Source organism: Collinsella sp. MSK.8.10 (genome assembly GCF_019041915.1).
GTDB lineage: Bacteria > Actinomycetota > Coriobacteriia > Coriobacteriales > Coriobacteriaceae > Collinsella.
Map to the genome: position 1 here is coordinate 1 of NZ_JAHPYF010000002.1, position 25926 is coordinate 25926.

The 25926-nt window shown below is 57.5% G+C and carries 23 protein-coding genes; 9 read left to right on the forward strand and 14 right to left on the reverse strand.

Translation table 11 applies throughout. The features are described from left to right. The 4 genes from KTF55_RS03140 to KTF55_RS10040 all read right to left on the reverse strand — a co-directional run. On the reverse strand, nt 1-1838 hold a 1838-nt coding region (locus KTF55_RS03140), incomplete at its 3' end, for an N-acetylmuramoyl-L-alanine amidase (protein ID WP_217108525.1). A 207-nt stretch (nt 1839-2045) separates the two neighbouring features. Beyond that, nucleotides 2046-3149: a hypothetical protein gene (locus KTF55_RS03145; RefSeq protein WP_055252476.1), complete on the reverse strand. Its 1104-nt coding sequence runs from the start codon at nt 3147-3149 to the stop codon at nt 2046-2048. A gap of 140 nt (nt 3150-3289) precedes the next feature. After that, nucleotides 3290-3412 (reverse strand): hypothetical protein, encoded by a 123-nt coding sequence (locus KTF55_RS10035; RefSeq protein ID WP_255413388.1) that lies wholly within the window; start codon nt 3410-3412, stop codon nt 3290-3292. Between the two features lie 49 nt (nt 3413-3461). Next, nucleotides 3462-3944 (reverse strand): IS3 family transposase, encoded by a 483-nt coding sequence (locus KTF55_RS10040; protein ID WP_158571032.1) that lies wholly within the window; start codon nt 3942-3944, stop codon nt 3462-3464. Between the two features lie 160 nt (nt 3945-4104). On the opposite strand from KTF55_RS10040, the gene KTF55_RS03155 reads away from it, so the two are divergent. From KTF55_RS03155 to KTF55_RS03170, 4 genes are all read left to right on the forward strand, one after another. Next, nucleotides 4105-4332 carry a phage holin gene (locus tag KTF55_RS03155; protein ID WP_217107906.1) on the forward strand — a complete coding sequence of 76 codons (228 nt, stop codon included), beginning with the start codon at nt 4105-4107 and terminating at the stop codon, nt 4330-4332. A 162-nt stretch (nt 4333-4494) separates the two neighbouring features. Next, on the forward strand, nt 4495-4986 hold the full coding sequence (locus tag KTF55_RS09945; RefSeq protein ID WP_226790515.1) for a hypothetical protein: 492 nt from the start codon (nt 4495-4497) through the stop codon (nt 4984-4986). After that, the gene (locus KTF55_RS03165; protein ID WP_158571031.1) at nt 4979-6253 is read left to right on the forward strand and encodes an SIR2 family protein; all 1275 of its coding nucleotides are present in this window, start codon (nt 4979-4981) and stop codon (nt 6251-6253) included. Before KTF55_RS09945 ends, KTF55_RS03165 begins: the two co-directional genes overlap by 8 nt. After that, nucleotides 6246-8078, forward strand: a complete 1833-nt coding sequence (locus KTF55_RS03170) for an ATP-binding protein (RefSeq protein WP_217107907.1) — start codon at nt 6246-6248, stop codon at nt 8076-8078. Before KTF55_RS03165 ends, KTF55_RS03170 begins: the two co-directional genes overlap by 8 nt. 389 nt (nt 8079-8467) lie before the next feature. Here KTF55_RS03170 and KTF55_RS03175 read toward each other — a convergent pair whose 3' ends face one another. Then, complete coding sequence (locus tag KTF55_RS03175) at nt 8468-8764, reverse strand: hypothetical protein (RefSeq protein ID WP_055252705.1); 297 nt, start codon at nt 8762-8764, stop codon at nt 8468-8470. 433 nt (nt 8765-9197) lie between these two features. On the opposite strand from KTF55_RS03175, the gene rhuM reads away from it, so the two are divergent. The 3 genes from rhuM to KTF55_RS03190 all read left to right on the forward strand — a co-directional run bounded on the left by rhuM (nt 9198) and on the right by KTF55_RS03190 (nt 11519). After that, a complete protein-coding gene (gene rhuM / locus KTF55_RS03180; protein WP_217107908.1) occupies nt 9198-10142 on the forward strand; it encodes a RhuM family protein in 945 nt (314 codons plus the stop codon). Nucleotides 10143-10326: 184 nt separating this feature from the next. Beyond that, on the forward strand, nt 10327-10869 hold the full coding sequence (locus tag KTF55_RS03185; RefSeq protein ID WP_055252273.1) for a hypothetical protein: 543 nt from the start codon (nt 10327-10329) through the stop codon (nt 10867-10869). Beyond that, nucleotides 10869-11519 (forward strand): nucleotidyl transferase AbiEii/AbiGii toxin family protein, encoded by a 651-nt coding sequence (locus KTF55_RS03190; RefSeq protein WP_055252274.1) that lies wholly within the window; start codon nt 10869-10871, stop codon nt 11517-11519. The genes KTF55_RS03185 and KTF55_RS03190 overlap by 1 nt, the downstream gene beginning before the upstream one ends. Nucleotides 11520-11542: 23 nt before the next feature. Here the strand turns inward: KTF55_RS03190 and KTF55_RS03195 are convergent, their stop codons facing one another. From KTF55_RS03195 to KTF55_RS03220, 6 genes are all read right to left on the reverse strand, one after another. Continuing rightward, nucleotides 11543-12109, reverse strand: a complete 567-nt coding sequence (locus tag KTF55_RS03195) for a hypothetical protein (RefSeq protein WP_217107909.1) — start codon at nt 12107-12109, stop codon at nt 11543-11545. 191 nt (nt 12110-12300) lie between these two features. Beyond that, the gene (locus KTF55_RS03200; RefSeq protein ID WP_217107910.1) at nt 12301-14787 is read right to left on the reverse strand and encodes a glycosyltransferase family 2 protein; all 2487 of its coding nucleotides are present in this window, start codon (nt 14785-14787) and stop codon (nt 12301-12303) included. Then, a complete protein-coding gene (locus KTF55_RS03205; protein WP_117746658.1) occupies nt 14788-15855 on the reverse strand; it encodes a glycosyltransferase in 1068 nt (355 codons plus the stop codon). A gap of 12 nt (nt 15856-15867) precedes the next feature. Then, on the reverse strand, nt 15868-16986 hold the full coding sequence (locus KTF55_RS03210) for a glycosyltransferase family 2 protein (protein WP_217107911.1): 1119 nt from the start codon (nt 16984-16986) through the stop codon (nt 15868-15870). Nucleotides 16987-17060: 74 nt separating this feature from the next. Further along, nucleotides 17061-18101, reverse strand: a complete 1041-nt coding sequence (locus KTF55_RS03215) for a glycosyltransferase (RefSeq protein WP_217107912.1) — start codon at nt 18099-18101, stop codon at nt 17061-17063. Nucleotides 18102-18107: 6 nt separating this feature from the next. Next, nucleotides 18108-19211, reverse strand: coding sequence for a glycosyltransferase (locus tag KTF55_RS03220; RefSeq protein WP_217107913.1), 1104 nt, complete (start codon nt 19209-19211; stop codon nt 18108-18110). A 256-nt stretch (nt 19212-19467) separates the two neighbouring features. Between KTF55_RS03220 and KTF55_RS03225 the strand changes: the two genes are divergently transcribed. Further along, on the forward strand, nt 19468-20487 hold the full coding sequence (locus KTF55_RS03225; RefSeq protein WP_161145066.1) for a glycosyltransferase: 1020 nt from the start codon (nt 19468-19470) through the stop codon (nt 20485-20487). 24 nt (nt 20488-20511) lie between these two features. Here the strand turns inward: KTF55_RS03225 and KTF55_RS03230 are convergent, their stop codons facing one another. The 3 genes from KTF55_RS03230 to KTF55_RS03240 form a co-directional block, all read right to left on the reverse strand. Then, nucleotides 20512-22308: an AAA family ATPase gene (locus KTF55_RS03230; protein WP_217107914.1), complete on the reverse strand. Its 1797-nt coding sequence runs from the start codon at nt 22306-22308 to the stop codon at nt 20512-20514. A gap of 205 nt (nt 22309-22513) precedes the next feature. Beyond that, complete coding sequence (locus tag KTF55_RS03235) at nt 22514-24328, reverse strand: hypothetical protein (RefSeq protein WP_217107915.1); 1815 nt, start codon at nt 24326-24328, stop codon at nt 22514-22516. A gap of 138 nt (nt 24329-24466) precedes the next feature. Further along, complete coding sequence (locus KTF55_RS03240; RefSeq protein WP_117770222.1) at nt 24467-24898, reverse strand: Rrf2 family transcriptional regulator; 432 nt, start codon at nt 24896-24898, stop codon at nt 24467-24469. Nucleotides 24899-25116: 218 nt separating this feature from the next. Between KTF55_RS03240 and sufC the strand changes: the two genes are divergently transcribed. Beyond that, a complete protein-coding gene (sufC, locus tag KTF55_RS03245) occupies nt 25117-25917 on the forward strand; it encodes a Fe-S cluster assembly ATPase SufC (RefSeq protein WP_117821353.1) in 801 nt (266 codons plus the stop codon). Nucleotides 25918-25926: the final 9 nt, after the last annotated feature.

Consider the following 25926-nt stretch of genomic DNA (forward strand, 5'->3'; position numbering starts at 1 on the left):
ACGTCGAACGCCTCGGAGCCGCGGCGGCCCTCCGACATGCCGTAGTTGATGAAGTGCCGCAGGACGGCTGAGTCGTCGACCACAGTCACGCCGCCGTAGGTCGACTTAGTGAAGGCCTTCTCGACGTCGCGGTTGCGGGAGAGGTAGAACTCGGGGTCGTAGACGGGAGCGTAGTCCACGCCGCCTGCCTTGGTTGCGGCGCCCTTGAGCTTCGAGCAGCCGGTGGCGTGGCGCCCCTCCTTCTTGCCGTACATAAGGTAGTGCGAGTAGTAGCTGGCGAGGTCGGTGCCAAAGGCGGCGCGGAGATCGGGGTACTCATTGTAGTAGCTCTGCACGTCGAACGCCTCGGAGCCGCGGCGGCCCTCCGACATGCCGTAGTTGATGAAGTGATCCAGGGCCTTATCTTTGCTTCCGTTTGCCCATTCGTTAACATCTGGATACTTATTGAGATAGTAGTCGGCATCGAAAACAGACGAATAATCAAGCCAAGAGGATTTGGGGAACTGCGCGATGATGGCATCCGCATCAGCTTCTCCAAGACGTTTGCACCCGGCATCACTAAAGTACTTGTTCGCATCGCCCCAATTGGAGATAAATCCGTGTTCAATCAAAATACCGGGGATTCCAGCTTCACGAGCACAACGAATAACGGCGAATTCGTCGCCTACCTGCATCTGAAAGACACCACGGTTTGTAAGTCCGAGAGCAACAAGATTGTTCTGAACCTTCTGGGCCAGTTCGTACGAAACCTGGGTATAGTCAGCCCCGTTCACGGTAGGCGAATATACCTCGGCACCATGAGCTGCGGACGAACCCGAATTGATATGGAAACTGATATAGGCCTGAGCGCCCTGTTTGACGCAACGCTGAACGCGGTAAAGGAAGTCGTTGTTTCCGTAACTGCCCGACTGCTCACGAGCGAGAATTACCTTAAATCCGTAATTCTCAAGCTTGGTCTTACACGCGCTAACAATCTTCCAAGTTAAGTCGGCTTCGCTCTTCCCATTGCCCTGAGCGCCAGAATCGGATCCACCGTGACCGGCATCAAGTGCAATCACACGAACGTTTTTACGAGCTGAACGGGAATCGATGCTATAAGCCGCAATGCCGTCATCATCTTCAGAACCGGAAAGCGCCTCTTCAATAGAGAAAGCCTCGACAGGATTGCCGTTCTCATCGGCATAGTAGACCGACATATCATCGGAATTGTCAACGCGATCAGATGAAGAAGACGAACTGACTACGTCAAAGCTGTAATCCTCAGACGAGAGGTCCACTGAATAGACTGCGTTCGAATCCTTCACCTGATACGTAATACCGGTTAAAAAATACCGCGCTACCAACAAATCTTGTCCGAATGTAAAGCCCGCAGCATTCCCAGAGAAAGCCGAAGCTTCAACGGAGCGCTCTTCGCCAAAATTGCTGACGAATGATAGGGACGCAGAGGTCAAAACATCAGAATCAGATGCAGTTGCGAACGCCGCCTCTTGCATAGCACCCAAAGAAAGAGAGGGCTGCGCAATGTACAAGTATTGGAAAGAGGCATCGACAGAAGAGGAATCGGGAGATTGGGCCGGCTGAGCGGCCGATTCGACTTCCGAATTACAAGAGTCGGCTTCGGCGGTCTCCTCAGTATCCTCACAAGAGTCGGATTCGGCGGTCTTCTCAGTATCCTCGGAAACGAAATCCGAAAGTGAAGAGGAGCTAGAGGTCTCGGCTTCATTATTTGAGAGCGAGGAAAACTCAAGTGCATAGGCCGACGAAACGGGAGCAAGGAAGGAAGAGGAAACCAGAACAGCGGTAACCAAATTAGCAACTGTGCAACGAACCTTTTTCATATATGCACTCCCAATAAATTACGTAAATCTAAATAGTAGACTTTAACCAAAACAAAATAGAGCTCAAGCAATTCTAACTGAATTACTTGACCTACTGTTAACCCAATTTCGCCCTTACACCATTATCGGAACCGAGCTGAGGAAGGCAGCGTAGGAGAAACGCGATTACGAATTTGTGCACAGCTTGGGACTTGGCCCAACAATGGCCTACCTTGGCAAAGAGACCCCTGCAATCTTGTCCCACAAAACATCAAACACCCTACCCGGATGCTTGAACAGCGCCCGATACAGAACCTGTCGAATCGCCTCGACGCAGGACGCGACAACATACACGCCGGTCACTACAAGCATTACGGACAGCAGCCCCCACGCTGGGTGGCAGTGGGAGAACACAAGCAAGTTCTTCCACAGCAGCTCCTGCATGTACGCGCTGTCCGTGGCAAGGTACACGCCAAACGACAACGTGGCCAAGTAATTGACAGCAGGCCAATGCGCAGGTTGAGCATTAAAGACAAACAAGCACACCGGAAGTGCGATCGCAAGCGACAAAAGGCTTCCAGGATTAGTCACCACCGATCCGTACACGCTGGAAGCGAAAGCGCTCAAAAGGAGCACGTCCTTTTGAGCCACAAAGTAGCAAACGTACACAGCAACGTACGAAAGAACGGGCAGCACCAAAACCCTCGGACCCGCCCCACCGCAATAATGCCACTTAAACCAACATGTCACGCACGCGATCACGACCGTCTGACCCGTCAGGGAGGAAACAAAGCCACCAATTGTCGAATACGGCACAACGGGCAAGACCCCATATAGCACGACCAGTAGCATACAGAGCTCGCCCAGCCGCCGGCTCGTCAACGCACGCAACCCGTCGAACAGATAGGGTGCCACAAGAATCAGCAGAATATACACCGTAGGAAACCACCACAGCGAGGCGAGCGGAGCAAAGACGGCAGCCATCAGCTCTCCAGCTTGCAGCCCATCCCCCGCATTAAACACGCCAAAGTACAGGACGAGCGGCACACTGTAAAAGAGCATCTGCCCCAGCAGGGTCCAAGCCCTTCGCAGCTGACCCTTAAGTGTCAGTTGCGCGTCGGCCAGATACCACACCGTAATGATAAAAAACACGGCAACGGCAATACGCCCCGAAGGGTACAACACGCCGTGCAGTACCATGCGTGCAACGGTCCCGGGGAAAACGGAAATAGGCTCAGCATTATGAATCACGAAATGATGAGCCACTATGAACCACATCGAGATGATGCGCAGAAGCTCAACCTTTGAATTGCGCCCTTTTGAACGTCCCAAACTCTCCCCCATCAACCGTGCAACTTTTATGAGTCGCTAACGTATCCCGCATACCAACAATTTAGCCAATTACACCTGGAGGGCAAGTTGTGTCACGAAAAGTGGTGTAAGCCCCTCCAGGGCCGTTGTCGGCCGATATCCTACGCGACCTTACCGAGCTTGTCCATGAAGGCGGCCTTCAGCGCGGCAACGGTGGCGCCCCCGACGCGCTTGTGGCGGCACCACTCCGCGACGTTGCGCTCCAGGTGGACTGCTTCTGTCAAGGGCTAAACTGAACACCGGGGACTGCAGTGGAAACCCCGGACTGTGTTCCTACGCTACAGGACCTAGGCTTCTTCGGAACTGCATCGGGCTCATATAGCCCAGGTCGCTCTTGCGGCGCTTGTCGCGGTACCAGAACAGATAGGCGTCCGGCATCTCCATGAACTCCCCCATGCCAGCATCGTCCCAGCCCCTTCCGTGGAAGGACTCCACCTTCAGCCTGCCGAAGAAGCCCTCCGCCCTTGAATTGTCGGGTGAGCACCCCTTCCTCGTCATCGAGCGCACGATGCCGTGCCCATCGCAGATGGCGATCCAACCGGGCCACCGGTAATGGCTGCCGCGGTCGGAGTGCACCCAGTGGTGCTCACCATACGCAAGCTGCGAGCAGGCCCGCAGGAGCGATGAGTTGGCAAGCACCGCGTTCGGGGGCGTGCCGATGGACCAGCCGACGGGCATTCCGTTGAAGCAATTGATCGCCGGCGAGAGGTGCACTTGCCGGCGGGGATGCGGAATTCCGTGATGCCTGTGACCCACAGCCCGTTTGGCTGGCCGCGAAGCGGTGTCTGCCCCTCTCGTCCAGGCAGGTGTTCCCAGGCGCCACGTAGACCTCGCCCACGTACGGGCTGTACCTGCGCCTCCTCCGCGGCGCGCAGGCGACCAGCCCCTTTGAATTGCCCATGGAAGGAGAAGACCTATGGGCATCAACTGGAGGGTCCGCACGAAGCCGCTGGCGTTCTGGCTGGGCATCGCGGGCGCGGCGGCGACACCGGTGCTCGCGTACCTGGGACTCGGCTACGAGGCCATTCCACGCGCATGGGCGGCCCGCGGCGCGACCGACCCAGCTCGGCACCCGGAGCGAACGCAAGTTCGGCGCGGGCGGCCCCCGACGGGCGAGCACGTGGCAGTGGTTGCTCCGCTGTAATGGGCATAATAATGAACGGTTGGCCTGCGTCCCGTGGCGGTTGCTGCAAAGGCTCCGCTTGGGAACAGATGCAATATTGCGTCCGCACCTTCTGTTAGAATTGTTCACTAGTGTTTTATGCTGCGGTTTTCTGATCCGCCGGCATGGGCTAAGGGGTGTTTTTTGGCTGTACAGGGTAAATCAAAGGAGCGCGTTCAGGACGTTGGCGAGGTCTTCACCAACGAGTGCGAGGTGAACGCCATGCTTGACATGGTGAAATCCGAGACGGAGCGCATCGACTCCCGGTTCCTGGAGCCGCCGTACGACAACGGCAACTTCCTCGCTGAGGTGCTGCGACGCAAGCTTTCCGTGGTGGCCTCGCGCTACCGCAAGAGCGCGACCGACTGCATACACGGTGCCGTCGCGGCGAGAAAGGCTGGCGCAGAGAAGCCGAAAACCGCGGCCGACAGCGGCGCGGCCGGCGTCGAACAAGGCCCAGTTGAACGCACTGGGAGCCGGGTGCAAGGTGCGCCACAAGGCATGGGGCGCCGGCACCGTGACGAGGATAGACGGCGGCTCGATCTACGTGAGCATCGGGGGCAAGGAGCGGATGTTTCAGTTCCCGGGCGCGTTCGAGCAGGAGTTCTTGAGTTTATTGGGAGCATGCATGTCTGACAACGCAATAAACATACCGGGCAACGTGTCCTCCGATATGCAGAAAGAATCCTCCAAACCCCTTTTTACCTTGCAGAGGGGTGCAACAAGGCGTGAGGTAAACGCGGTAGAAGCCAGACATTTTGTTCAAGGCATTCTTTCCAGGTCGATTAACCTAGCCACGCTTATCGGCTCTGGCGCATCTACTCCGGCCATTCCCCTGATGGGTGAAACCTTCAGGAACTTGCGAGCGGACCTCAAGCTCAACGATCCCGATCTATCTATCCTTCTGGAAAGTCGGATAACTAAAATTGCCTGTCGAGATAACGAAGACCCTGCGAAGTACTCGAACATAGAGAACCTCCTCTCGTGGCTGAGTCAGCGCATCGAGGGCTCTCTAGATAGCGCCGATGACGACAAGAGGGTTTCCGATGCAGTTCGCAAGGCCTTTCTCGAGTCCGTCGACATCAAATACAGCGCGGAGCACTCCGACGTCCTTGATAGCTATCGTAAGTTTGTTCAGGGACTTGGCGTATCGCGACAGATCCTTGCGCGCGGTGGTCAAGCTGCCTTCGACGTCGTTAATCTCTTCACAACAAACTACGACCTATTTCATGAGATGGCCCTTGAATCGAGCGGCTACGCCTATGTGGACGGGTTCTCGAACGGGCTGATACCCACATTCAACCCGCGGGAATACCATCGCAGGCCGATTGACCTCGACGAGAGATTCAGGGATCACTACGAACCGGTGAACCCCTTCTTTCGCCTTTACAAGATGCACGGGTCCATCAACTGGAGGATTTATGACGGAAACGTCGTAAGGGTCCCCAGGTTTCCCGACATCACCGACGAGTACCAAGGCGACAGACAACTTATCGCCCCGATGACTTCCAAATACGCCTTGACCCAGGGCTCCCCCTATAGCGATATGTTCCGCGAGTTCGTAAATGCCCTCGCCGTCCCCAACACAGTCCTTCTGACTTGTGGATTCAGCTTCGCGGACTCTCACATATCAAACCTTATCAGCCAGGCTCTTGCGAGGCCCGATTTCACGCTCCTCGCCTTTATCGGCAACCCGGCAGAAGCAGATGTCGGTTCCCCTACACGTGTGTTCTACGATAAGGCAGGTGGCGCGAACACCTATTTCGTATATCCAAGTGAAAGGGAACTGGACCGCAAGCGCCCGCTATACTTCTCGGAATTTGCTGACTTTATCGGGCCCGAGATCACCTTCGGAGACGATGTGGCATCTGGATCTTTGGGGCTTGGTGACAAGAATGACTAATGAGGTTCCCAATCCGGGTTGGCTCATCGGCACCATCTGCTATATGGATCAGGAGAAGATAAGACTACGCGCATCACGTTCCGACTTTTCAGACCGGATGCTCGATGGCGAGCCAAGGCATCTAAACGGGCTCAATCAATATCTCTTTTCCTATCTCTCTATCTCGACAAAGATCATTTTTCGCGTGACTTCCGTAGAAGAGGCCGAGAGGCCGTATTCCGACCAGCCTTCGTCGAGGTTTAGCACGAGCTATATCTTCACCGCCGTCCCCATTGGAGAGATTGAAGGATCTTCCTACGTGCCCGGCGTAGTAGACCTCCCCATGGTCGGCTCCAATGTCTATGCCTGCGATGAATCAATCCTCAAGAGGGTCTTTTGCGTGCGGGAAGGAGTCGAGATTGGGTCCCTCGCTGGGTACGATTCAGTAAGACCCACTTTTGATATCGATTCCCTGTTCTCTGGTCATCTCGCTATTCTCGGTAATACCGGCTCGGGAAAGTCCTCAACCGCGCGGCTCCTGCTTGATAGGGCGGCATCGCTCTTAGATGCCGAGGACGCGCTCGATGCAGAGCCCCGATTCTTCGTCTTCGATCTGCACGGCGATTATGACTTTCTCACGCGCGGCGGTTACGGCTGCACGAGACGAATCGGCGCTGATGAGTACCACCTCGCGCCCGGAGAGTTGTCGATGGATGACTGGTCAGCTATTCTCGACCCCTCGCGACGCATCCAGAAACCTCTGTTTGAGAGGGCCGTGAGATACTCCCACCTCAACGAGGAGGGCAAGAAGAAGCTATTTGCTGCCTTTGCATATACCGCAATTCGGGACACGAGCATCGATAGCCACGCAGCGAGGAAGTTTCAGGTCTCAAAGTATTACCAGCCGATTGAGGGAGAACTTAACAAGATTCTCGAACGCGAGTCCGGACCCTTCTCTCGCCCTCAGACCGCTCATAACCTGTTAGTGTCTTTCAACCTGGAATACGGAAACATATCGAAAGATGTCGTCGAAGGGCTTGAGTCCCTTTTGAAGGAGTTCATCGAGGACGAATACATGTCCGATGGACTTCCCAATATCGAACGCATCTTATGTGAGTACGAAAAACCTAAAAGCGAGGTCTCAATCTCTGACGTCGTTGATGCGCTTGACTTCGTGTTCGACGAAGAAGAAGTGCGGGGCAACCGTCAGATAAGGTCGTATTCAGAGGGGCTGGTTACTCAGCTTAGAAACCTTAGGGAAAGGTATTCGCAAGACCTCTTCTCACTTGAGCGGGGCGAGTCAATTGCTGCCCTCTTAAACAAGGGGCATGGCATTCTTGTGCTAGACGTATCTCAGATAATCGACGAGTCAGGATTGAAGTTGTTTTCCCACTACGTTGCGCGCACCCTCTTTCAGGCTAGCCTAGATGCAGGAAGAGGCTCCTCGACACCCATCTATCTCATTTTTGACGAGGCGCATCGCTATATCAGGGATGCAGACCTGACAGACGACTCAGTGTTCAATCGAATTGCACGGGAGGGCCGTAAGTTTGGCATTTACCTTACCGCCATCAGCCAAATCCCCAGTGAGCTTTCCCGCGTCGTGCTCTCTCAGACGGGAACCTTCATAATCCACCGCATTCAGAACTCTTACGACCTCGATTACGTTCGCCGCAATATCCCTTCCATATCAAATGGCCAGGTCATGCGCCTTCCCGCATTCGCCCCGGGAACCGCGACCGCGCTGGGAAGCTCCATTACGGTGCCCCTTGAACTACAGATAGACGATGACTTTGCCGACGAGACGCCAACGATCCGGATGATGAAGAGCAATCGGATTCGATAAAGCTATTTGTGGCCGGCCCGGAGAATGCCCGCAACGGAGACGTTGTGGGCATTTCCTTTTGCCCGCTCGGGGCATGGGAGTCATACGTGGGTGAGTAGGATGGTAAGCCGCAGGAGCAGGCGCCGCAGGTAGAGGCGGTGTCGAACTACTGCGAGCTTCTCAACCGGCGGGACGCGCGCTACGCCTAGCAACAAGCCAGAACAAGCACAGTAATTTTCAGCGCACCATACACGCACTCGCTGCTAAGGTTCGGCCCCAGCCACGGATCACCCGTCAAGAAGAACTCCAGCCAGTGCTGCATAAACAGTGCCTGCTCGCGCTTCCAACGGCGCAGCTTTTCCTCGCTGGCCTCTTCCCTGCTGCGCGAAGTGAACTCGTAGTGGTGCAGCTCAGCATAAGGTGTAAAGATGGTGCGGTAGCCCCCATACGCGCAGGCAAAAATCCGCATCGTTAAAACCGACGGCAAACTTCTCGTCGCAGCCTTCAACCCGTTCATAAACGTCGCGACGGACCATCTGGCAGGCGCCCGTAACGGCGCTGAAGTTGCCCGGGTGCACGGCACGGGCAAGATATCCCTCGCGCTTTGCCGAAAAGTCCCAGTTGGCATGGGCAAGGGCGCCGCGCACGCCGACCACAATGCCAGCTAGCTGAACCAGATGGCCAGCAAAGTAGAGCTTGGCACCCACTAAAGCCCATTACTTGCTCAGGATGACCAGGAAGGTCAAGAGAAGTAGGAGAAGGATAATCCTATCCATCTGACTACCCCCTGCCTTGTAGAACCGCGGCCCGGAATACAGCTGGCTTCGGAGAACAAGGTAGAGGACGACACACCGCCGCGTCCAGCTAAAATTTAAACAGAAATACGTACGCATGTTCGCGTTTCGTGGTACACTGTATCTACCAGAATAAGACAGAGTGAAAGTCGCTTCGGAGGCCCCCAATGGTACGAAGCGCCGGCGCCGCGGATCCCCGCTGCCCCGACCCTGGCTTAGCCGGCGCACGCGACGCCGACTGACCGGCGGGATGCCGGTTGAAGCTACGCAATACCGGCATGTTGAAACCACTCGTCCTCCGGCGTGCGGATCATAGCATGTCGACTAAACCGAAGGGGCATACATCATGGACAATTCCAACGCAAGCCAGCAGATCGCTTTGTACGAGGACCCCGACCACGCAGTCCACCTTGACGTGCGCGTCGACGGCGATACGGTCTGGCTAACCCAGCAGCAGATGGCGACGTTGTTCGGGCGCGGAGTGCCGACTATCTCCAAGCACATTCATTCCGCAGCAAAGGAAGAGCTTGCCGGAATTCGAACTATTTCATTTTTTGAAATAGTTCGCTTAGAGGGAACAAGAACGGTCAAACGTCAGGTCGAGCACTACAACCTCGACATGATCATCTCGGTTGGCTACCGCGTGAAGTCTCAGCAGGGCGTGTACTTCCGCCGGTGGGCAAATGGCGTGCTCAAGCAGCATCTACTCCAGGGATACTCCATCAACCAAAAGAGACTCGAGGCGCTCGGAACGGTCTTCAAGGTCCTCGAGAGGTCGAGTACTCCGGAACTCTCCGGTGCGGCAGAAATTCTACAGAAGTACCTTCCGAGCCTGACTCTGCTCGATGAATACGACACGGGAAGGATGAAGGCGCCCCAGGGCAACGAGCCCAACTGGGAGCTCGGTTACACCGAAGCCCTCGAAGTCGTCCGCAGTCTACCGTTCTACTCGTCGTCCACCCTGTTCGGACGAGAGCGGGACAACCAGTTCGCCGGAATCATCAGCGCCCTCTATCAGGGCTTTGGCGACCAAGACCTATATCCCTCCGTTCAAGCAAAGGCCGCCAACCTTCTCTACCTCGTAGTGAAGGACCATCCATTCTTGGATGGCAACAAGCGCTCTGCAGCGGCGCTCTTCATTCACTTCCTCGACAAGAACGGGATACTGCGCAACGGCGAAAGACTCCACGTGGAGGGCAACGCGCTCGCGGCCATGACGCTCATGATTGCCCTCTCTGACCCAAGCGAGAAGGACTCCATGGTTACGCTGGTGGAGAATTTCATCGCGTAGCGCCTTCGCCCGAGCACCAGAATCGACGTTCCTTCATATAGCAGATGCAAACGAGGAAAGGGCCATCAAAGTAAGGCACCGTCATGGCGAGGGAGGTGCCGCAATGAGTCGTTCCATGAAAAGCCATATAAGCCTACAATTGTCATCAGATGTAGGCTTATATGGCTTTCGAGGGGAGGTCGGCATGGTGATCACCTACCGGGAGGCGCTGGCTGAACTCGGGAGCAGGTACCGCGTTCGCAAGGCGGTGTCGGAAGGGACGCTCCACCCCGTCGGCCGAGGGATGTACTCGACCAACCGGGACGAGGACGCCCTCGCCGTGATCGCGAAGCGCTACCCCGGGGGCATCCTGACCGGGCAGACCGCGCTCTACGCCCACGGGCTCGTGACCGCGCCCCCCGACCGGATCGACCTGGCCACGAAGCGCGGTGGGACCAAGATACGCGACGCCGCCGTGCGCCAGCACTTCATCCCGGAGGGATGGCTGGGCGTCGGGAGGTCGACCGTCTCGGTGGACGGGACCGAGCTTGCCGCTTACGACCCCGAGCGCATGCTCCTCGAGCTCATGCGCTCGCGCAACAAGCTGCCCTACGACCTCTACCGGGAGGCCGTCGCCTCGTTCCGCAGGCGGTCGGAGCGGCTGGACATATACAGGCTGCAGGACTACGCGGAGGCAATCCCGCACGGCGAGGCACACCTCGAGCGCGCCATGGAGGAGGTATTCTGATGGACCTGAACGAGATGAGGGCGCGCTACGAGCGCGAGGAGGGCTACTCCTGCCTCAACGCGACCGCGCGCGTCTGCCAGGACGTGATCCTCTCAAAGCTGGCGGCATCCGGCATGCGCGACCGAGTGACGGTCAAGGGAGGGGTCCTGATGTGCGCGCTGTCGGGGAGCGGGCGCCGCGCAACCCAGGACATAGACCTCGACTTCGTGCGGTACCCGATGACCGACGCCTCCATTCGCTCCTTTGTGTCCGCCCTCTCGAACCTCGGCGACGGCGTAACCGTCCGCATCGCCGGCGAGATAGAGGAGCTGTCGCAGCAGGACTACAAGGGCAGGCGCGTCAACCTCAAGGTCAGCGACGGGCGCAGCACGTTCGACACGAAGCTCGACCTGGGGGTCCACGCGAGCGCTGCGATGGAGCAGGACGAGCTGTGGTTCGACGTGGCACACCGGCAGGAGGGCGTCTGCCTGCTTGCGAACTCGAAAGAGCAGGTGTTCGCCGAGAAGCTCAAGTCCCTGCTGCGCCACGGCATCCGAACGGCCCCGGAAACTCGTTTCATGGAGCGTTTCATGGAAAATCCCCCCAATCTAGCAACGGTTCAGAGTCTACTAGATTGGGGGGACGCGAGCCAAGTCGACAAGGGCAGTTAACCGGCGGCTATTCATGCCTCGATTTAGAACCGCTCGAGAATCTCCGCGGCGTTCTCTCGCAGATAGATATCTAGGTCCGGCACGGCAAACTGCACGTAGCCCCTCTGCGGAGCTTGAATAACCTCTCTTTGAAGCAGCTTAGCCCTAATAGAGCTGACCTCATTGGTCTTTTTACCCATGCGTTTAGCAATCTCAGATGATTTGGACTGCTGCTTATCCTCGCACATGGCCAAAAGGTATTTGATATCGTTGAGTCCAAGTCCAGAAATCGCGGGCTCGTGAACAACATCGTGAAAACGAGCCTCTGCCAGCGCAATGCCTTCGGTGACGTCGCCCTCGCTCACAATGGCACTTTTGGCACGATGCAAGTTGGCGCGTTGCCAAATGGAGTAACCGACCAGTTGCACCAGATAGGCATAGCCCTTAGTGGCCTTAGCGGCTCTCGACAGAAGATTGTCCTCTATGGTCAAACCAGTCGCGACAAAGCTATCGCCCATAGAGAGCGCTACCTCCACCTGGTTGATAGGTGCCAGATCTTCGGGGAGGGCATGACGCAAGAACGTAAGCGCCTTGCCGTTAATAAGATCCATAACGCCGGCGGGTAAGCCGGCAAAGGCAAGTGCGATATCTACTTATATCGGATAATATCGAGTTATATAAGCCTGTATAAACTTATCGCGAAAGTATCGAGCTTTCGTAATTTATCTTAGCAAGTAGTCCAACGTTGCTTTATTCCAAGCTCATATCGTAAGTAAGTTGAGGACTTCCTAAAATCCATTTTCTAAAGCGAGAAATACTCGCTTTCAGCGGATAAGTTCGGCCCCAACCACGGATCGCCCGTCAAGAAGAACTCCGGCCAGCGCTGAATAAACAGTGCTTGCTCGCGCTTCCAGCGGCGCAGCTTTTCCTCGTTGGCCTCTTCCCTGCCGCGCGAGGTGAACTCGTAGTGGTACAGCTCTGCATAGGGCGTAAAGATGGTGCGGTAGCCGGCCTCCCACACGCGCAGGCAAAAGTCAGCGTCGTTAAAACCGACGGCGAATTCCTCGTTGTAGCCGCCGACCCGCTCAAATACGTCGCGTCGGACCATCTGGCAGGCACCCGTTACGGCGCTGAAGTTACCGGGGCGCACAGCGCGGGCAAGATAGCCCTCGCGCTTTGCCGAGAAGTCCTGGCTGGCATGGGCAAGTGCGCCACGCACGCCAACCAAAATGCCGGCATGTTGCACCAGATGATCGGCAAAGTAGAGTTTGGCGCCCACCACGCCCGCATCGGGACGCTGCAGATAGCCCATCATCTCTTCGATAAAGTCCGGGCTTATGACCTCGGTATCGTTGTTCAGCAACAGAAGGTAATCACCCTTGGCATGCTCCACGCCAAAGTTAATGATCTGGGAGTAATTGAACTCACCCGGCCAATACGCAACGCGCGCGATGCCCTTGCCTTCGGATGCTGCAGCCACGCGCTCTGGCAGGGTTTCGTAATACGCAAACGTCTCCGGGGCTTCGCTGTTGTTCTCCACCAAGACGATCTCGTAGTTGGCATACGTGGCCTTCAGGGCGATCGACATCACACAGGCATCGAGCGTCTCAACGTGGTCCTTGGTGGGAATCACAATGCTCACCAGCGGCGCAGACTCCGGCAGCGCATAGCGCATGCGGTAGACAAACGGCGTCTCGGTCTCCTCGGCCGTTCCGTGAATGCCCAGCGCGTCAAAGTGACGCTGAAGCGCAAGGCGCCCGGCTTCAATAGCATACGGCTTGCTATCGGCAGAGCCATCGGCGGTCGATCCCGGATGAACGCGCCAGTGATACAGCACGTGCGCGACATGCTCAAACCGCGCGCCCGCCGCAAGGCAGCGAAGCGTAAGGTCGTAATCTTGGGCGCCCGCGACGTCTTCCGGCGACATGCCAATACGGTCGATGAGCGCCTTCTCCACCATCAGGAAATGCGTCACGCAGTTATGGCTATAGAGCAGGTCGACGTTGAGTTTGGTCTTAAAGACCGGCTGGCCCCACTCCCCCGTTTTCTGGAACATGTCCTCGTCGCAGAACAGGACCTGGGGACGCTCGTCCTCGGCAGCCTTGTTCAGCGCGGCAACATAGCGGAATAACGCGTCCGGTTCCAGAATGTCGTCATGGTCCAAGAACGCGATGTAGTCGCCCGTCGCTTGCTCAATACCAGCGTTGGTGTTGACCACAATGCCGCCGTTGCCGGGCAGCTCAATGCGACGGATGCGCTCGTCATTGGCATCCGCCGCAATGTCGGCCACCGCATCCCATTCAGGCGAGGCATCCATAAGGAGCAGCTCCCAGTTGTCATAGCTCTGGGCTAGCACCGATTCCAGCAGCTCGCGCAGGTAGACCCGATCAGTCTTGTAGCACGGCACCACAATGCTCACGAGCGGCCTATAGGCAAAGGTCGCCGAAGCGACACGCTGGCACGCCAGATCGCCCGGCTTTGCGCGATGCTGTTCAAACCAACGTCGATAAGCCGCGTCGTCTGCACGCGCGTCTTTCATGCGGTTCCAGCTGTCGTCGACCATGCCGTTGTACAGGCGGCCATCCATAGCGCAAAAACCACTCTGAATCTGCTCCGTGGGATCGCTCACGATCGCGACAAAATCTCGTATATCCTGAGGCATCTCAACGCTCAGATACGATTTATTGATGCGGCATCCGTTCTGCTGCGGAACATCGACCTGCGATTCAAACACATGCACGGTAACATCGATGGCATTCATATGCGTATCGAAGATCTGGAGCTCAGGCGCGCACTGGGGGTCTCCCGCCCAGGTAACCTCATAGCGCCACACCGCGCCGACGTCTGCCGGCAAATAGCGAATGGCATCGATCTCGTAGCGGCCGCAGTGTTCGCCACGCTGCGCATCGCGGATAAGCGCGCACAGCGCAGGCTTTGCTTTGTAGTTAATCTTGGATTCCAATTTGGCCACGCGGCTATCGAGACGAATAGAGCCCAACCTTTGGCCACCGGATGCAAAAACGGCATCCATCGACGAGCCATCCAAAAACGGAAGCACCAAAACGGCGAGCTCGCGCTCGTAATCGGAAACAGAAGGGCATAGCGCCAGCACACGGCCATGATCGACCGGGAGCACCAGTGACGGCAAACAAGAACCGCTCGTAGTCGCATGGGCAAACGCCTGAGAGGCCTCCCGCTCAATAAGCGCGGCGACATCCTGACCGGCAAAACGAAGCAGCACAAAAAGACGGCCCTGGCTGCGGCAAAGTGCCAAACGCTTGATACTCATCTACACTTCTCGCTTTCCCAGGGCGTTCGCTGCCACGCGCTTGCAGGCACCCAGGCGCCCAAACCTCAAGACATCGTAATCGAACATGAGCTTTTTGCACGCACGGACATTGGGGGCCTTGCTGGTAAGCGCCGCACGCACCATAGCAGCAACAGAAGGAGCGCATTGTGCGAGCGCAGCATCGCTGCCCACGGCAGAACCGGCAAGCGCCGTGGCAACGGCAGCAAACACCTTGCCGCAATCCGTACTCAACAGCCTGAGCGCATCGTACAGCACCAGATCGCAGAGGAAGTACGCCAGGTCATCGGCATGCTGAGCATCGAGACCGTCGCGCTGCCAGTCAGCCAGCACCGCAGAGTAAATCTTCACGTGCTCCAGCAGACGCGTCTCGTCGTCGTAGCGCATGGTGTCCATGAGCGAACCCTTGCGCGCCACGCGGTAATCATACAGCTTGTTCGAGATAAGCGCGGTCTTGTGCGAACGACCGTACACGGCAAAATCGAAGACCTGGTCCTCGCCATACTTAACGGTTTCGTCGAACACGATCCCGTTGCCCAGCAAAAACTCACGCTTGCAGGCGGTGCGCCATGCAAACGGGCGAGATGCTTCCTTAAACAGTAGGTCGGAGCTATAGCCTTCAAACGACACATCGCGCGGGCTCAGCACATAGTTAAGCCACGGATACCCCGCCTCAAGCGGATACGGATTCGCGCCAAAGGTCAAAACGTCGCAGTCCTCGCGCTCAAAGGCATCGACGATCACGCGGCATGCATCGGGCGTAAATCGGTCGTCGGAATCCAAAAACGCAACGATAGGCGCCGTGGACGCGGCGATGCCTGCATTACGCGCACTCGACAGGCCGCCGTTCTCCTTATCGACCAGCGTAAAGCGCGCGTCCTTTTCGCAATAGGCAGCCGCAATATCGCGCGAGCCGTCCGGCGAGCCATCGTTGACCAGCACGCCTTCCCAATCGGGCATGTCCTGCGCAAGCAGGGAGTCCAGGCACCAGGCCAGGCACTCCTCCACTTTATAGATGGGAACGACAACGGAAATCTTGGGGGTAGCCATAGTCACTCGCTCCTACTGTGCGGCCGGAACGTCATCGGGGTGCGGGTTGTCGCCGTAGGTGCACTGATACGTCAGCACACGCCAGACCAGCGGCAGGCCGCCAATCTTAAAGTAATGCTTAAACGTATTGAGCTTGCCCGGCTTCTTAAAGTCAAAGCGCGAATCGATATAGGCGCGGGGCGACTTGACCATCAGGCGCAAGTCGGTCTCGCCACGCGGATCAAACAGCGACAGATCAAAGCGACCGGCATCCCAGTCGGCCTTGAGCTCGGACGAGGCTTTCTTCCAAAACTGCTCGCGCAGTTCATCGACCAGGCGCTCATCGTTCCAACGGTACGTATCGACCTTCATGCGCATTAAAATACCCTGAAGCTGAGCCTTAAGCTCGGGGCGTTCATCCAAAAAGCGCTGCATCTCGGCGTATTCGTCGCACACGCAAAATACCTTGTTGGGCGAATTAACGGAGCTCTTCTCGTTGTCTTGGCGATAGCACAAAATGGGGTCCGCGATAAACGCAGCACGCTCGGCGCATGCCCAGACCTTAAAGTTAAAACCCGCATCCTGATACGAGGCGCCCGGCGTGGGAAGGAAGCGAATCTGATTGTCGTTGAGGAACGCGCGCCGATAGATAGCCGACCAAATGGAAGGTTTGCGGTAGAAGATGCCCGGGCGATCGACGGGGCGATACGCGGCGCCCGTCATATGCTCGTCGATAATCCCAAACAGCTCACGTCGCTCGCTGGGCGTGGACCAATACAGATAAAAGTCGCCCTTTACCGCATCGGCATGCTCAGCATCGGCCTTGGCGACCAGCTTTTGAAGCGAATCCTCAAACATAAAGTCGTCGGACTCAAGGATGCCCACGTACTCACCGCGCGCCATCTCCAGGCCACGGTTCATCGAGTCGCCGTAGCCGCTGTTGGCTTTGTCGATCATCTTTACACGGGAATCGCGCTCCATGTACTCGCGGATGATATCTGGCGAACTATCGGTGGAGCCGTCGTTGATACAGATAATCTCGATGTCTTTGAGCGTCTGCGCCACGGCGGAATCAAGGCACTCGCGCAGGTAGCGTTCGACATTGCAGATGGGGACAAGCAGCGAAACTTTAGGGGTATCAGAGTTCTGCAAGAGAACCTCCTGTTGAATAGCGTGTAACAGGGTTATTTTAGCAGCCGAGTTGCGGCGGGCGGCAGCGCTTGGAATTAGATAAAGTGCTCCAAGCAGGCTTTGAGACCGCGAGTCGAAAGATAGAACAGCGTGGCGTCTGCCATCGTAACGCCCGAGGTCGCCGCAACGAGCTTGCGGGCAACACGGCGAACGGCGCCCTTAGCAGGCACATCCGCCCACGCCGTTCCCAAAAACGTCGTGAGGTCCATGTTGACGCGAGCCGCCACGCGATGGAAGTCATCGGCATCCAAGCGCGCCAGGTCGAACACAGTTAGGTCCAAAAACCAAGTTATCAGCTCGCCGGGGCACAGGTCTAAAAGACCGTAGGCCGCCCAGTCCTCCAAGACCTCCTCGAGCATCCTCATGTGGGCGTCAAGCTTTTTAGCGCGAGCCTCGACACTGTTGAACTCGTGCGTCGCCGATTCGCTCTCCATCACGTAGTGGTAGAACTTGTCCGGCATGACGACGGTCTTGCGGGCAAGCGCATAAGCCGCAAATTGGAAGACGACGTCCTCGCCCAAAGCCAAACCGGGGGCGAAGCGAATGCCTTCGCGATTGAGCAGCTCGCGCGAAAAAGCCGCACGGCAGGCATAGGGCTGCGCATTCGAATGGAACAGCAGCTGAGGATCGCGGGCGCCGAAGGTACCAGCTTTGGGGCTCATGAGTTGCTGGACGCGTTTGGGGGCAGCATCGGCAGGTTCACAGACGCCGCCAAAAACGGCGGCCTCGGCATCTGATGACTCCATGGCATGCAGCACGCGCTCGACCGTCTGGGCATCGATGTAATCGTCGGCGTCCACAAAAAAGACGGTCTCGCCCTCGGCGACATCGATACCGGCATTTCGAGCACACGAGACACCCGCGTTTTCCTGGTCAATCACCAGCACGCGATCGTCGGCCTGCGCGATCTGGCGCAACACGTTCAACGAATCATCAGTCGAACCGTCGTTGACGCAGACAACCTGAATCGAGCGCTCGGACTGGGCCAACAGCGAATCGAGGCATCGCTGAATGGAGCGCGACGAATTGTAGACGGGAACGACAATGGTCGCTTTGGGAATCAAAGTCTCTTCCATGTCGACCTACCCCCTCAGCGATTCGATGAGGAAGGCAGCAACCACGCCTGGACCTCCAACCGAGGCGTAATACTTAGCACGCCCCAAGGCACCATCCGTCGCAAAACTCGGATGCTCGTCAACCCAGCCCTCAGGATCTTTGAGGATGACAGCGAGATTTGCGCGCTTCCACGGCTTGAGGTCGTCAAGCGAAAAGTCCCCCGCGTCCAAGGCCGCCTGAAATTCCTTAGCCATCTGAACCAGGAACTCCTTATAGAACTTAGGCGCCAGGCGCACGTAGTTCCACATGTATGAATCGTACTTAATGAGCTGGTTGAACTTGAGCATGCGCGCGACATCGCCGCTTGCGTGGTCGCGGGCATAATCCTCTCGAATCCAACGCTCAATCTCGGCATACTCGGTATTGACGCAAAAGACCTTAGCTGAAGAATTGACCGAGGAATTCTCGTTGTCCTGGCGATACGACAACACGGCATCGTGCAGGTAAATAGCCTTATCGGCGCACGCGATCACCTTAAAGGCAAATGACGTGTCCTGAAAGGATGCCCCCGGAGTCGGCAGGAACGTAATGCCGTTGCGCTCAAGAAAATCGCGACGGTACACGGCCGACCAAATCGACGGCTTTTGCTTAAAGAACTGCGTCGTATCGCTCGGGTGCACTGGCTTGCCACAGTCCTTGGCTTTAAACATCTCGTGCAGCGAACGGCGCTCCTCGGGCTTAGACCAGTAGAAATCAAAGTTCGCCTTCGCAAAGTCGGCATTATTGCTATCGGCGGCCGAGACAAGCTTTTCGAGTGCGTCGGGCGCCATAAAGTCATCGGACTCCAAGATACCAACGTACTTGCCACGCGCCATCTCCAGACCGTGGTTCATCGAGTCGCCGTAGCCGCTGTTGGCCTTGTCGATCATCTTGACGCGCCCATCGCGCTCCATATACTCGCGGATTATCGCCGGCGAGTTGTCGGTCGACCCGTCGTTAATGCAGATGATCTCAATATCCTTGAGCGTCTGCTCCAGGGCGGAATCGAGGCACTCGCGCAGGTAGCGCTGAACATTGTAAATGGGAATAAGCAGCGACAGAACAGGGCTGCCAGAGGCGTTAGTAGACAAATGTGCTCCTTAGGAAATACCTGTCGTTTCATGGTATCAAAGGGTCAGCGCGCCAGCGGGCGTTTATATAATCTATGGAGCCTCTTGCGGGCAAAGCGGCCCCACGTCATGCGGCGGGCCCATGGCAGGTTCCTGCGTTTTATTCAAAGCTTGCCGCCAAGGTGCGCCGAGCCTTTACAATAGGACAGTCCCAAGGACGTATTCGATAGCTTCCGCGCTGCACTCACCCGCCGCGCGTGAAAGGATATATTGCCCCATGCCTTCAACCCTTCCCGCTCCCATCGATAAGCTCGCCATTGTCGTCGTTACGTACAAGCGCCAGGAACTCCTGGCCAACTTGTTCGACTCCATGACCGAGCTTACGGCAGCGCCCTGGCGCATCGTGATCGTCGATAACGAGAATTCGCGTGAGACCGAGGCCATGTGCACCGCATTCAACGAGCGCCTGGCCAACCTGTGGGGCACCGACATCGAACAGCCCGACGCGAAGGGCGGCACTGACCGCGTCATCTACGCACCACAGCTCGAAAACGGCGGCGGTGCAGGTGGCTTCTCCGCCGGCACCAAATGCGCCTACGACCTGGGCGCCCAGTGGTTCTGGGTGATGGACGACGACGTGCTCGTCATCCCCGAAGGCATCGAGCGTCTTGCCAAGTGGACCGACCGCTACGATGTCATCCAGGGTTCGCGCCTGGACTTTGACGGCGGCGCCTTCTTTTGGCAGTACCAGCTCATCCTTTCGCTTGGTATCCCCAACCCCATCGCTAAGTGGGACCTGGGCCCCAAGGGCTACCGCGCCATGAACCAGTTGTGCTTTGAAGGCGGCCTGTTCTCGCGCCGCGTGGTCGACAAGATCGGCCTGCCGGATGCGCGATTCTTCATCTACGGCGACGATGCCTGCTACGGCTACGTGGCCAGCCAGCACTTCCCCGCCGCCGTTGTTGCCGACGTGGTGCTCAAGCGTGCCCGCGCTGTCTCTAACTGGGATATCGCCGGCAAGCGCCAGCTCAACTCTACGAGCGACACCAACCGCTACTACATCATGCGCAACCGCGGTTATCTGGCCCGCTACATGCAGATTTACGGCGACTATCACCCCGCGCTGTTCCGTCTGGGCAACGTCGCGACCTTCTGCAAGGAGTTCATTCGCCTGGCTGCCGTTGACAAGTGCTTTAAGACCGGTATTCCGGCGCTGCGCCGAGGCATGAAGGACGCCCGCAAGATCGTCAAGGATCCCAACTGGAAGCCCATGCCGCCCATGAAGGACACCGAGTAACGGAAGCCGGAAACACCTCGGCGCTTAAAGCCGCTGGCACACCGTAGCCACATGCTGCCCATCAAAACCGAACCCCCAGCGCATGCGACCCACGCCGGGGCGCGGCACACGGATTTCGTCGATGCCGTCGCGCTCTATGTCGAGCAGCGCCTGCACGGCCAGCAATTCCAGGCCCAGCGCATCCACACCGGGGTCATACATCATGTTGATCGTTATCAGCGGACGTTCATCGAGCATACCGATCGTATCGGCTATGTCGAACACGGCGCCCGTAGGAAAAACCTGGATGTCGCAGCGACCCGCGCCACACTTTCGCCTCGAGGCAGGATTGGCATAGCCCGGCAAGCCAAAGCAGAGCCCCTGCAAGAGCAGATGATATGGCAGTGGCGCATCTGGGTCGGTCGCACCGATTCCCGCATCTCCTAAGATGCGGCTTAGCGCCCGCCTCACGGTATCCTCGTTCCCATGGCACAGCCCGTCGCGAAACGCATCGACGTCTCGAATGTCTTCTGCAGCGCACTCAAACCACTCAATAATCACTAGACGCAAGGTCTGGCGAAGCTCGTTATTGGGCAATCGCAAAGCACGGAGGCGATCGCCATGCTCCGGCTCCTCAGTCATATCCGTCGTGAGAAAACCGGACAGATACAGCGCTGTCCACATGCCATCGTCAGGCGAGACATCTGGCTCTGCAGTGCCCAAACAAAGCGGGACCTCAGCGCACCCATGGGCCTCGAGCAAATCAAACAAGACCGAAAGGCGGTCGAGATTCCACCCGGCAACTACCCTACTCAGACAATCGGCATATCCATACAGATCGGCACGCACAGGCGCCGTGCAGCCTCGGCCCAGAAAACCGATCACACGCTCTGGACTCGAGCAATAGGCCCTGCCAAACCGATATCCCTCGAGCCATTCACGCGCATCATCCAGGTATTCCTCGCGCCCAGCATGATTCAACAGAGCCTCGACCTCGGCATCCGAAAAACCGAACCAACGGTCACACCACGCCGACAGCGGCGTCGTCAGACAATACGAGCAGCCGCGCGAAGAAAGCGCCGCTTCGACGGGACCGGAACACTCCCCCATCAGACACGTCAGCCGCAACGAATCGCGCGCAGTGGCAATGGCGTCAAACAGCGCACGGTCAAGTAGTTCTGCCGGATCGGCGTCGGAAGCGTCCCTCGCGCTCGCACGGCGAGACCACGCCGCATCGTACCCATCAACGAGCAATACAACCTGCTCATCGCAGGCAATCTCCAGCAGCTCTATGAGCACGCCAAGCACCGAGGCGACCTCATCCTCGCTCGCCGCGCCACGCGCAACGCGTTCGATGTGACGCACCTTGTCTCGAGCTAAATCCGGAGCCTCCAAAAGCGCCAGCAGACGAGCGCACTCGCCCGAAAGAGCATCGCGCACGACGTCGGCAATAGCGGCGCCACGCCTCGCAGCGCCAGAAAAGTCCAGCGATATCACCGGATAGCAAGCGTACTCATCCCGATAGCGCCCGCCGTCTGCATCCCAAATCTGAGCATCGGCAAACAAACGCTGACCAGCGCGACTGACCGCCGGACGCTCCAGAAAAGCCCTGAGCATCGACAAGTTCATGCTCTTGCCAAAACCCTCGGGTCGACAGCACACCACAACGGACGCGTCGCAGTCCAACACATCGGCAATAAACATGGTCTTGTCGACCAGCATGCAGCAACCAAGAGCTTCCGCATAGTCGTGCATGCCAATGGGCAAAATCGCATCGTCATCACAGCCGATCAAACGCACGCCAAAGCCGGCAGCACAACCATTATTTGCCTGTTCAGACACCAAAACGTTCCCCCCTAAATCGCAGCACGATGCCAATTGTAATGACCGCCTCGCGCGTACCGATGTCGCCGCGCGAACATATCGGGCAACGGTAGCAACAAGAGGTGTGAGGGGGCACAACTAATCGTTGCACAACAAAAAACGGGGCCCGATGCATTCGCACCGGACCCCGTTCCGACTCTTTAGTTATCTGGCAACCGAGAGGCTACTCCTCCGAGCTGTCCTCCCCAGAAGCTTTCTTCTGCTGATCGAGCTTATGCTTACCGCTCACGATGGACGTAGCGCCCAGCGTAGCCAAGCTCGCACTGGCAAGGCTCGCCATCACGATCAAGTCGCCCGTCTTGGGCATATTGCCGCCAGATGACTTGGTCGTTGTAGTCGTCGTGGTTGTAGTGGTCACCGTCTTGGAGTCATTTTGCTCCTGAACCTGGTTATCAGCGCCGCTCTTGTCGTCGTCTTCGGACTGTTTCTTTTCGCCCTCGGTCTTGCTCTCGTCCTTCTTCTCAGATTCAGACTTCTTATCCTCGTCCTTCTTCTGAGCGGACTTGTCGCCCTTCTCATCAGAGCTAGGACCCTTATCGGATTCAGCCTTCTCGGAAGCCTTGTCCTTGGAGTCGCCCTTTGCGGCTTCGGTCTTTTCCGTGGAAACCTGATCAGAGTTGTCCTTGTTCTGGGCCGAGCCGTTATTGACGCCAGCCATCAGCGAAGAACCCAGCGTAGAACCAAGCTGCTCGGAGAAAGAAGGCTTCTTGTCCGGCGAAGCAACGGGAGCGTCCGGCGCCTTATTCGAGTCGTCCTTGGAAGCATCGGAATCAGGGGTCGTGTCAGAGCCGGAGCCGTTGTTAGAGCCGGTGTCAACGGACGAATCGCTCGAGCCGGTAGATGAGTTAGAGGTGCCAGCGTCGGTCGAACCAGAAGCGTCGCTGTCCGTATTGCCGGCAGAGCTTGAAGGCGAATCGCTCGCAGCAGAGCCGTTCGAATCGGAGCCGTTCGAGGTAGAGCCGTCGTTGGTAGTGCCACCAGCAGAGCCATTACCGTCAGCATCGGTCGAGGGCGCATCCATCCTGTCATCGTTGGCATCGTCACTCGAGCCGTCATTCGAATCAGGTGTCGGCGAGGGCGCCGGCGCAGGCTCGGGCTGCACGGGCGTCGCAGCGGCAGCGGCCTCGTCCTCGGCGATATAAACCAAGCAGTCCTTCAGCTCGTTGCGGTAGCGGTTCTTCCAGCCCTCATGATACTGGGGCTGACTTGAAAACTTGGTGGCGACATTGTTGACCACGCTATTGGAGAGCGCCGTCGCAAACTCGCGGTCGGACATATCGTTGGAAAGATTCGCCCAGCGGAAGAAGTCTCTGCAGCCACCGGTACCGCACATGTTGGTGATGCTCCACACCATACCCTTGACGCAATCGGCGCGGCCGGAGATGTCAATGCCAAGAGCGCTCTTAAGCCACGCCTCGGTCACCGCATAGTACGAGTTGTACGCATACGCATCCTGCAGAGCCGAAAACTCAGCAGGATCGGTGTTATAAGCACCCTGGAAGGCCTCCTGTGCAATACGGCCCAGCTCGGTAAGCTGGTCGTTCTCGTACATGGCATTGCTCGCGTTGGAAATCTCGCTGCCGCGATCAATCGCATCCTTGAGCATGCTGTATTTTTCGGGGCTGTAGTTGTAGACCTGCTTCATAAACGGAATGAGCGACCAACGGCGGTCGAACTGGTAATAGCCCAGCGCGTTGTAGCCGTCACCATACGAAAAGCCCTGGTTGTAGTTACCATGGCTCTCGTACTTGGTAAAGTACTTCATCTCGGTAGTCACGTTGACAAACGAAACGCCCTGGACCGACCTCAGCACGCCCGAGAAGGACTGCTGGGTGTAGAGACCCTTATCGATATCGGTGGCATCCGAGGCAACGCCTGGCGTGGGCTCCTCGGCAGCGGCGGGTGCCGGCGCGGAAACGGCGCCAAACGAAAGCGCCAGCGTCAGACCCGCGACAATAGCAGAATGCTTGGGCTGCATAAGATCCTCCCTGCATTGGTGTAGTTAAAGTGCAGTTTGCAAAGATAGAATCAGTATTGCAGCTCGTCCGTTGTTGCACAACAACCCCTCGGTAAACGGCAACAACCTTCCGCGAAATCTTAAGGAATTGCGCTCAACCTACAGCTTAATGTCAAAGTTGATCTCGGGGACGGCGGCCAAGTCGGCCAACGTCACGCCGTCGACGTACTTTTCGATCACGTCGTCCAGACCGCGCCAGAACTTGACGGTCGAGCACAGATCGCTGCGGGCGCAACTGTTGTCGATGCCGTCGCACGCCACCGGAGCCGTGCTGCCCTCGACGGCGCGCAGGATGTCGCCGGCACGCACCTCGGCCGGGTCCTTGGCCATCATGTAGCCGCCGCCCTTGCCGCGCACGCTCTTAAGCAGGCCCGCCTTCATAAGCGGACGAACCAGCTGCTCCAGATACTTTTGCGAGATATGCTCGCGGTCGGCAACCTCGCGCAGGGCAATCTTGCCCTCGGCGTCGCCCAGCGCCGCGATATAGATCATCAGTCGGAGGGCATAGCGGCCCTTAGAAGAAATGAGCATACCTACCCTCCCATCGTTACTGGGACAAAACCAGGCTTGTTTGCCCAAATCCTATGCACGCGGGGCAAACAAACCTGATTTTATGTCCCTCATCTAAAAAGTCGAGTGGATTAGTCGGGTTTTCCCTTGACTAACGCCGAACCCATAGTAACTTTATTCCGAGAAGATTCCTAGGGTTTAGTACACCTATGAGTACACCATATACAGAGAGGGACAGCATGAGCGCAAATCCGCTGCTTTCCATCGAAGGTCTGACCGCCTCCGTGGACGAGAAGACCATCCTCCACAACGTCAACCTTAACGTCGCCGCCGGCGAGACCCACGTGCTGATGGGACCCAACGGCGCCGGCAAGTCCACCCTCGGCCACCTGGTCATGGGCGACCCCGTTTACACGGTCAACGACGGCCGCATCGTCTTTGACGGCCAAGACATCACCGAGCTCACCACCGACAAGCGTTCGCGCGCCGGCCTGTTCCTGAGCTTCCAGGCTCCGGTCGAGATCCCGGGCGTGCCGCTGTCGAGCTTTTTGCGCGCCAGCATCGCCGGCCGCCCCGGCCTGGAGATGAAGGGCAAGGAGTTCCGCCGTCGCGTCAAGGAGCTCGCGGCCGAGCTCAACATGGACACCGCCTACCTCAACCGCGAGCTGGGCGTGGGCTTCTCGGGCGGCGAGAAGAAGAAGGTCGAGATGCTCCAGCTCCTGCTGCTGCAGCCCAAGCTCGCCATCCTGGACGAAACCGACTCCGGCCTGGACGTCGACGCCCTGTCCACCGTCAGCCACGGCATGGACGCCTACCGCAAGAGCTGCGACGGCTCCATGCTCATCATCACACACAACACGCGCATCCTGGAGCACCTGGATGTCGACCGCGTCCACGTTATGGTCAAGGGCCACATCGTGCGCGAGGACGACGCCTCGCTCATCCCCTGGATCGACAAGAACGGCTTTGAGACCTTCGAGCGCGAGGCCGCCGAGCAGCGCGCCCAGGCCGAGTCTGCCGCTGCCGAGCAGCAGGCGTAAAGGGGCGAC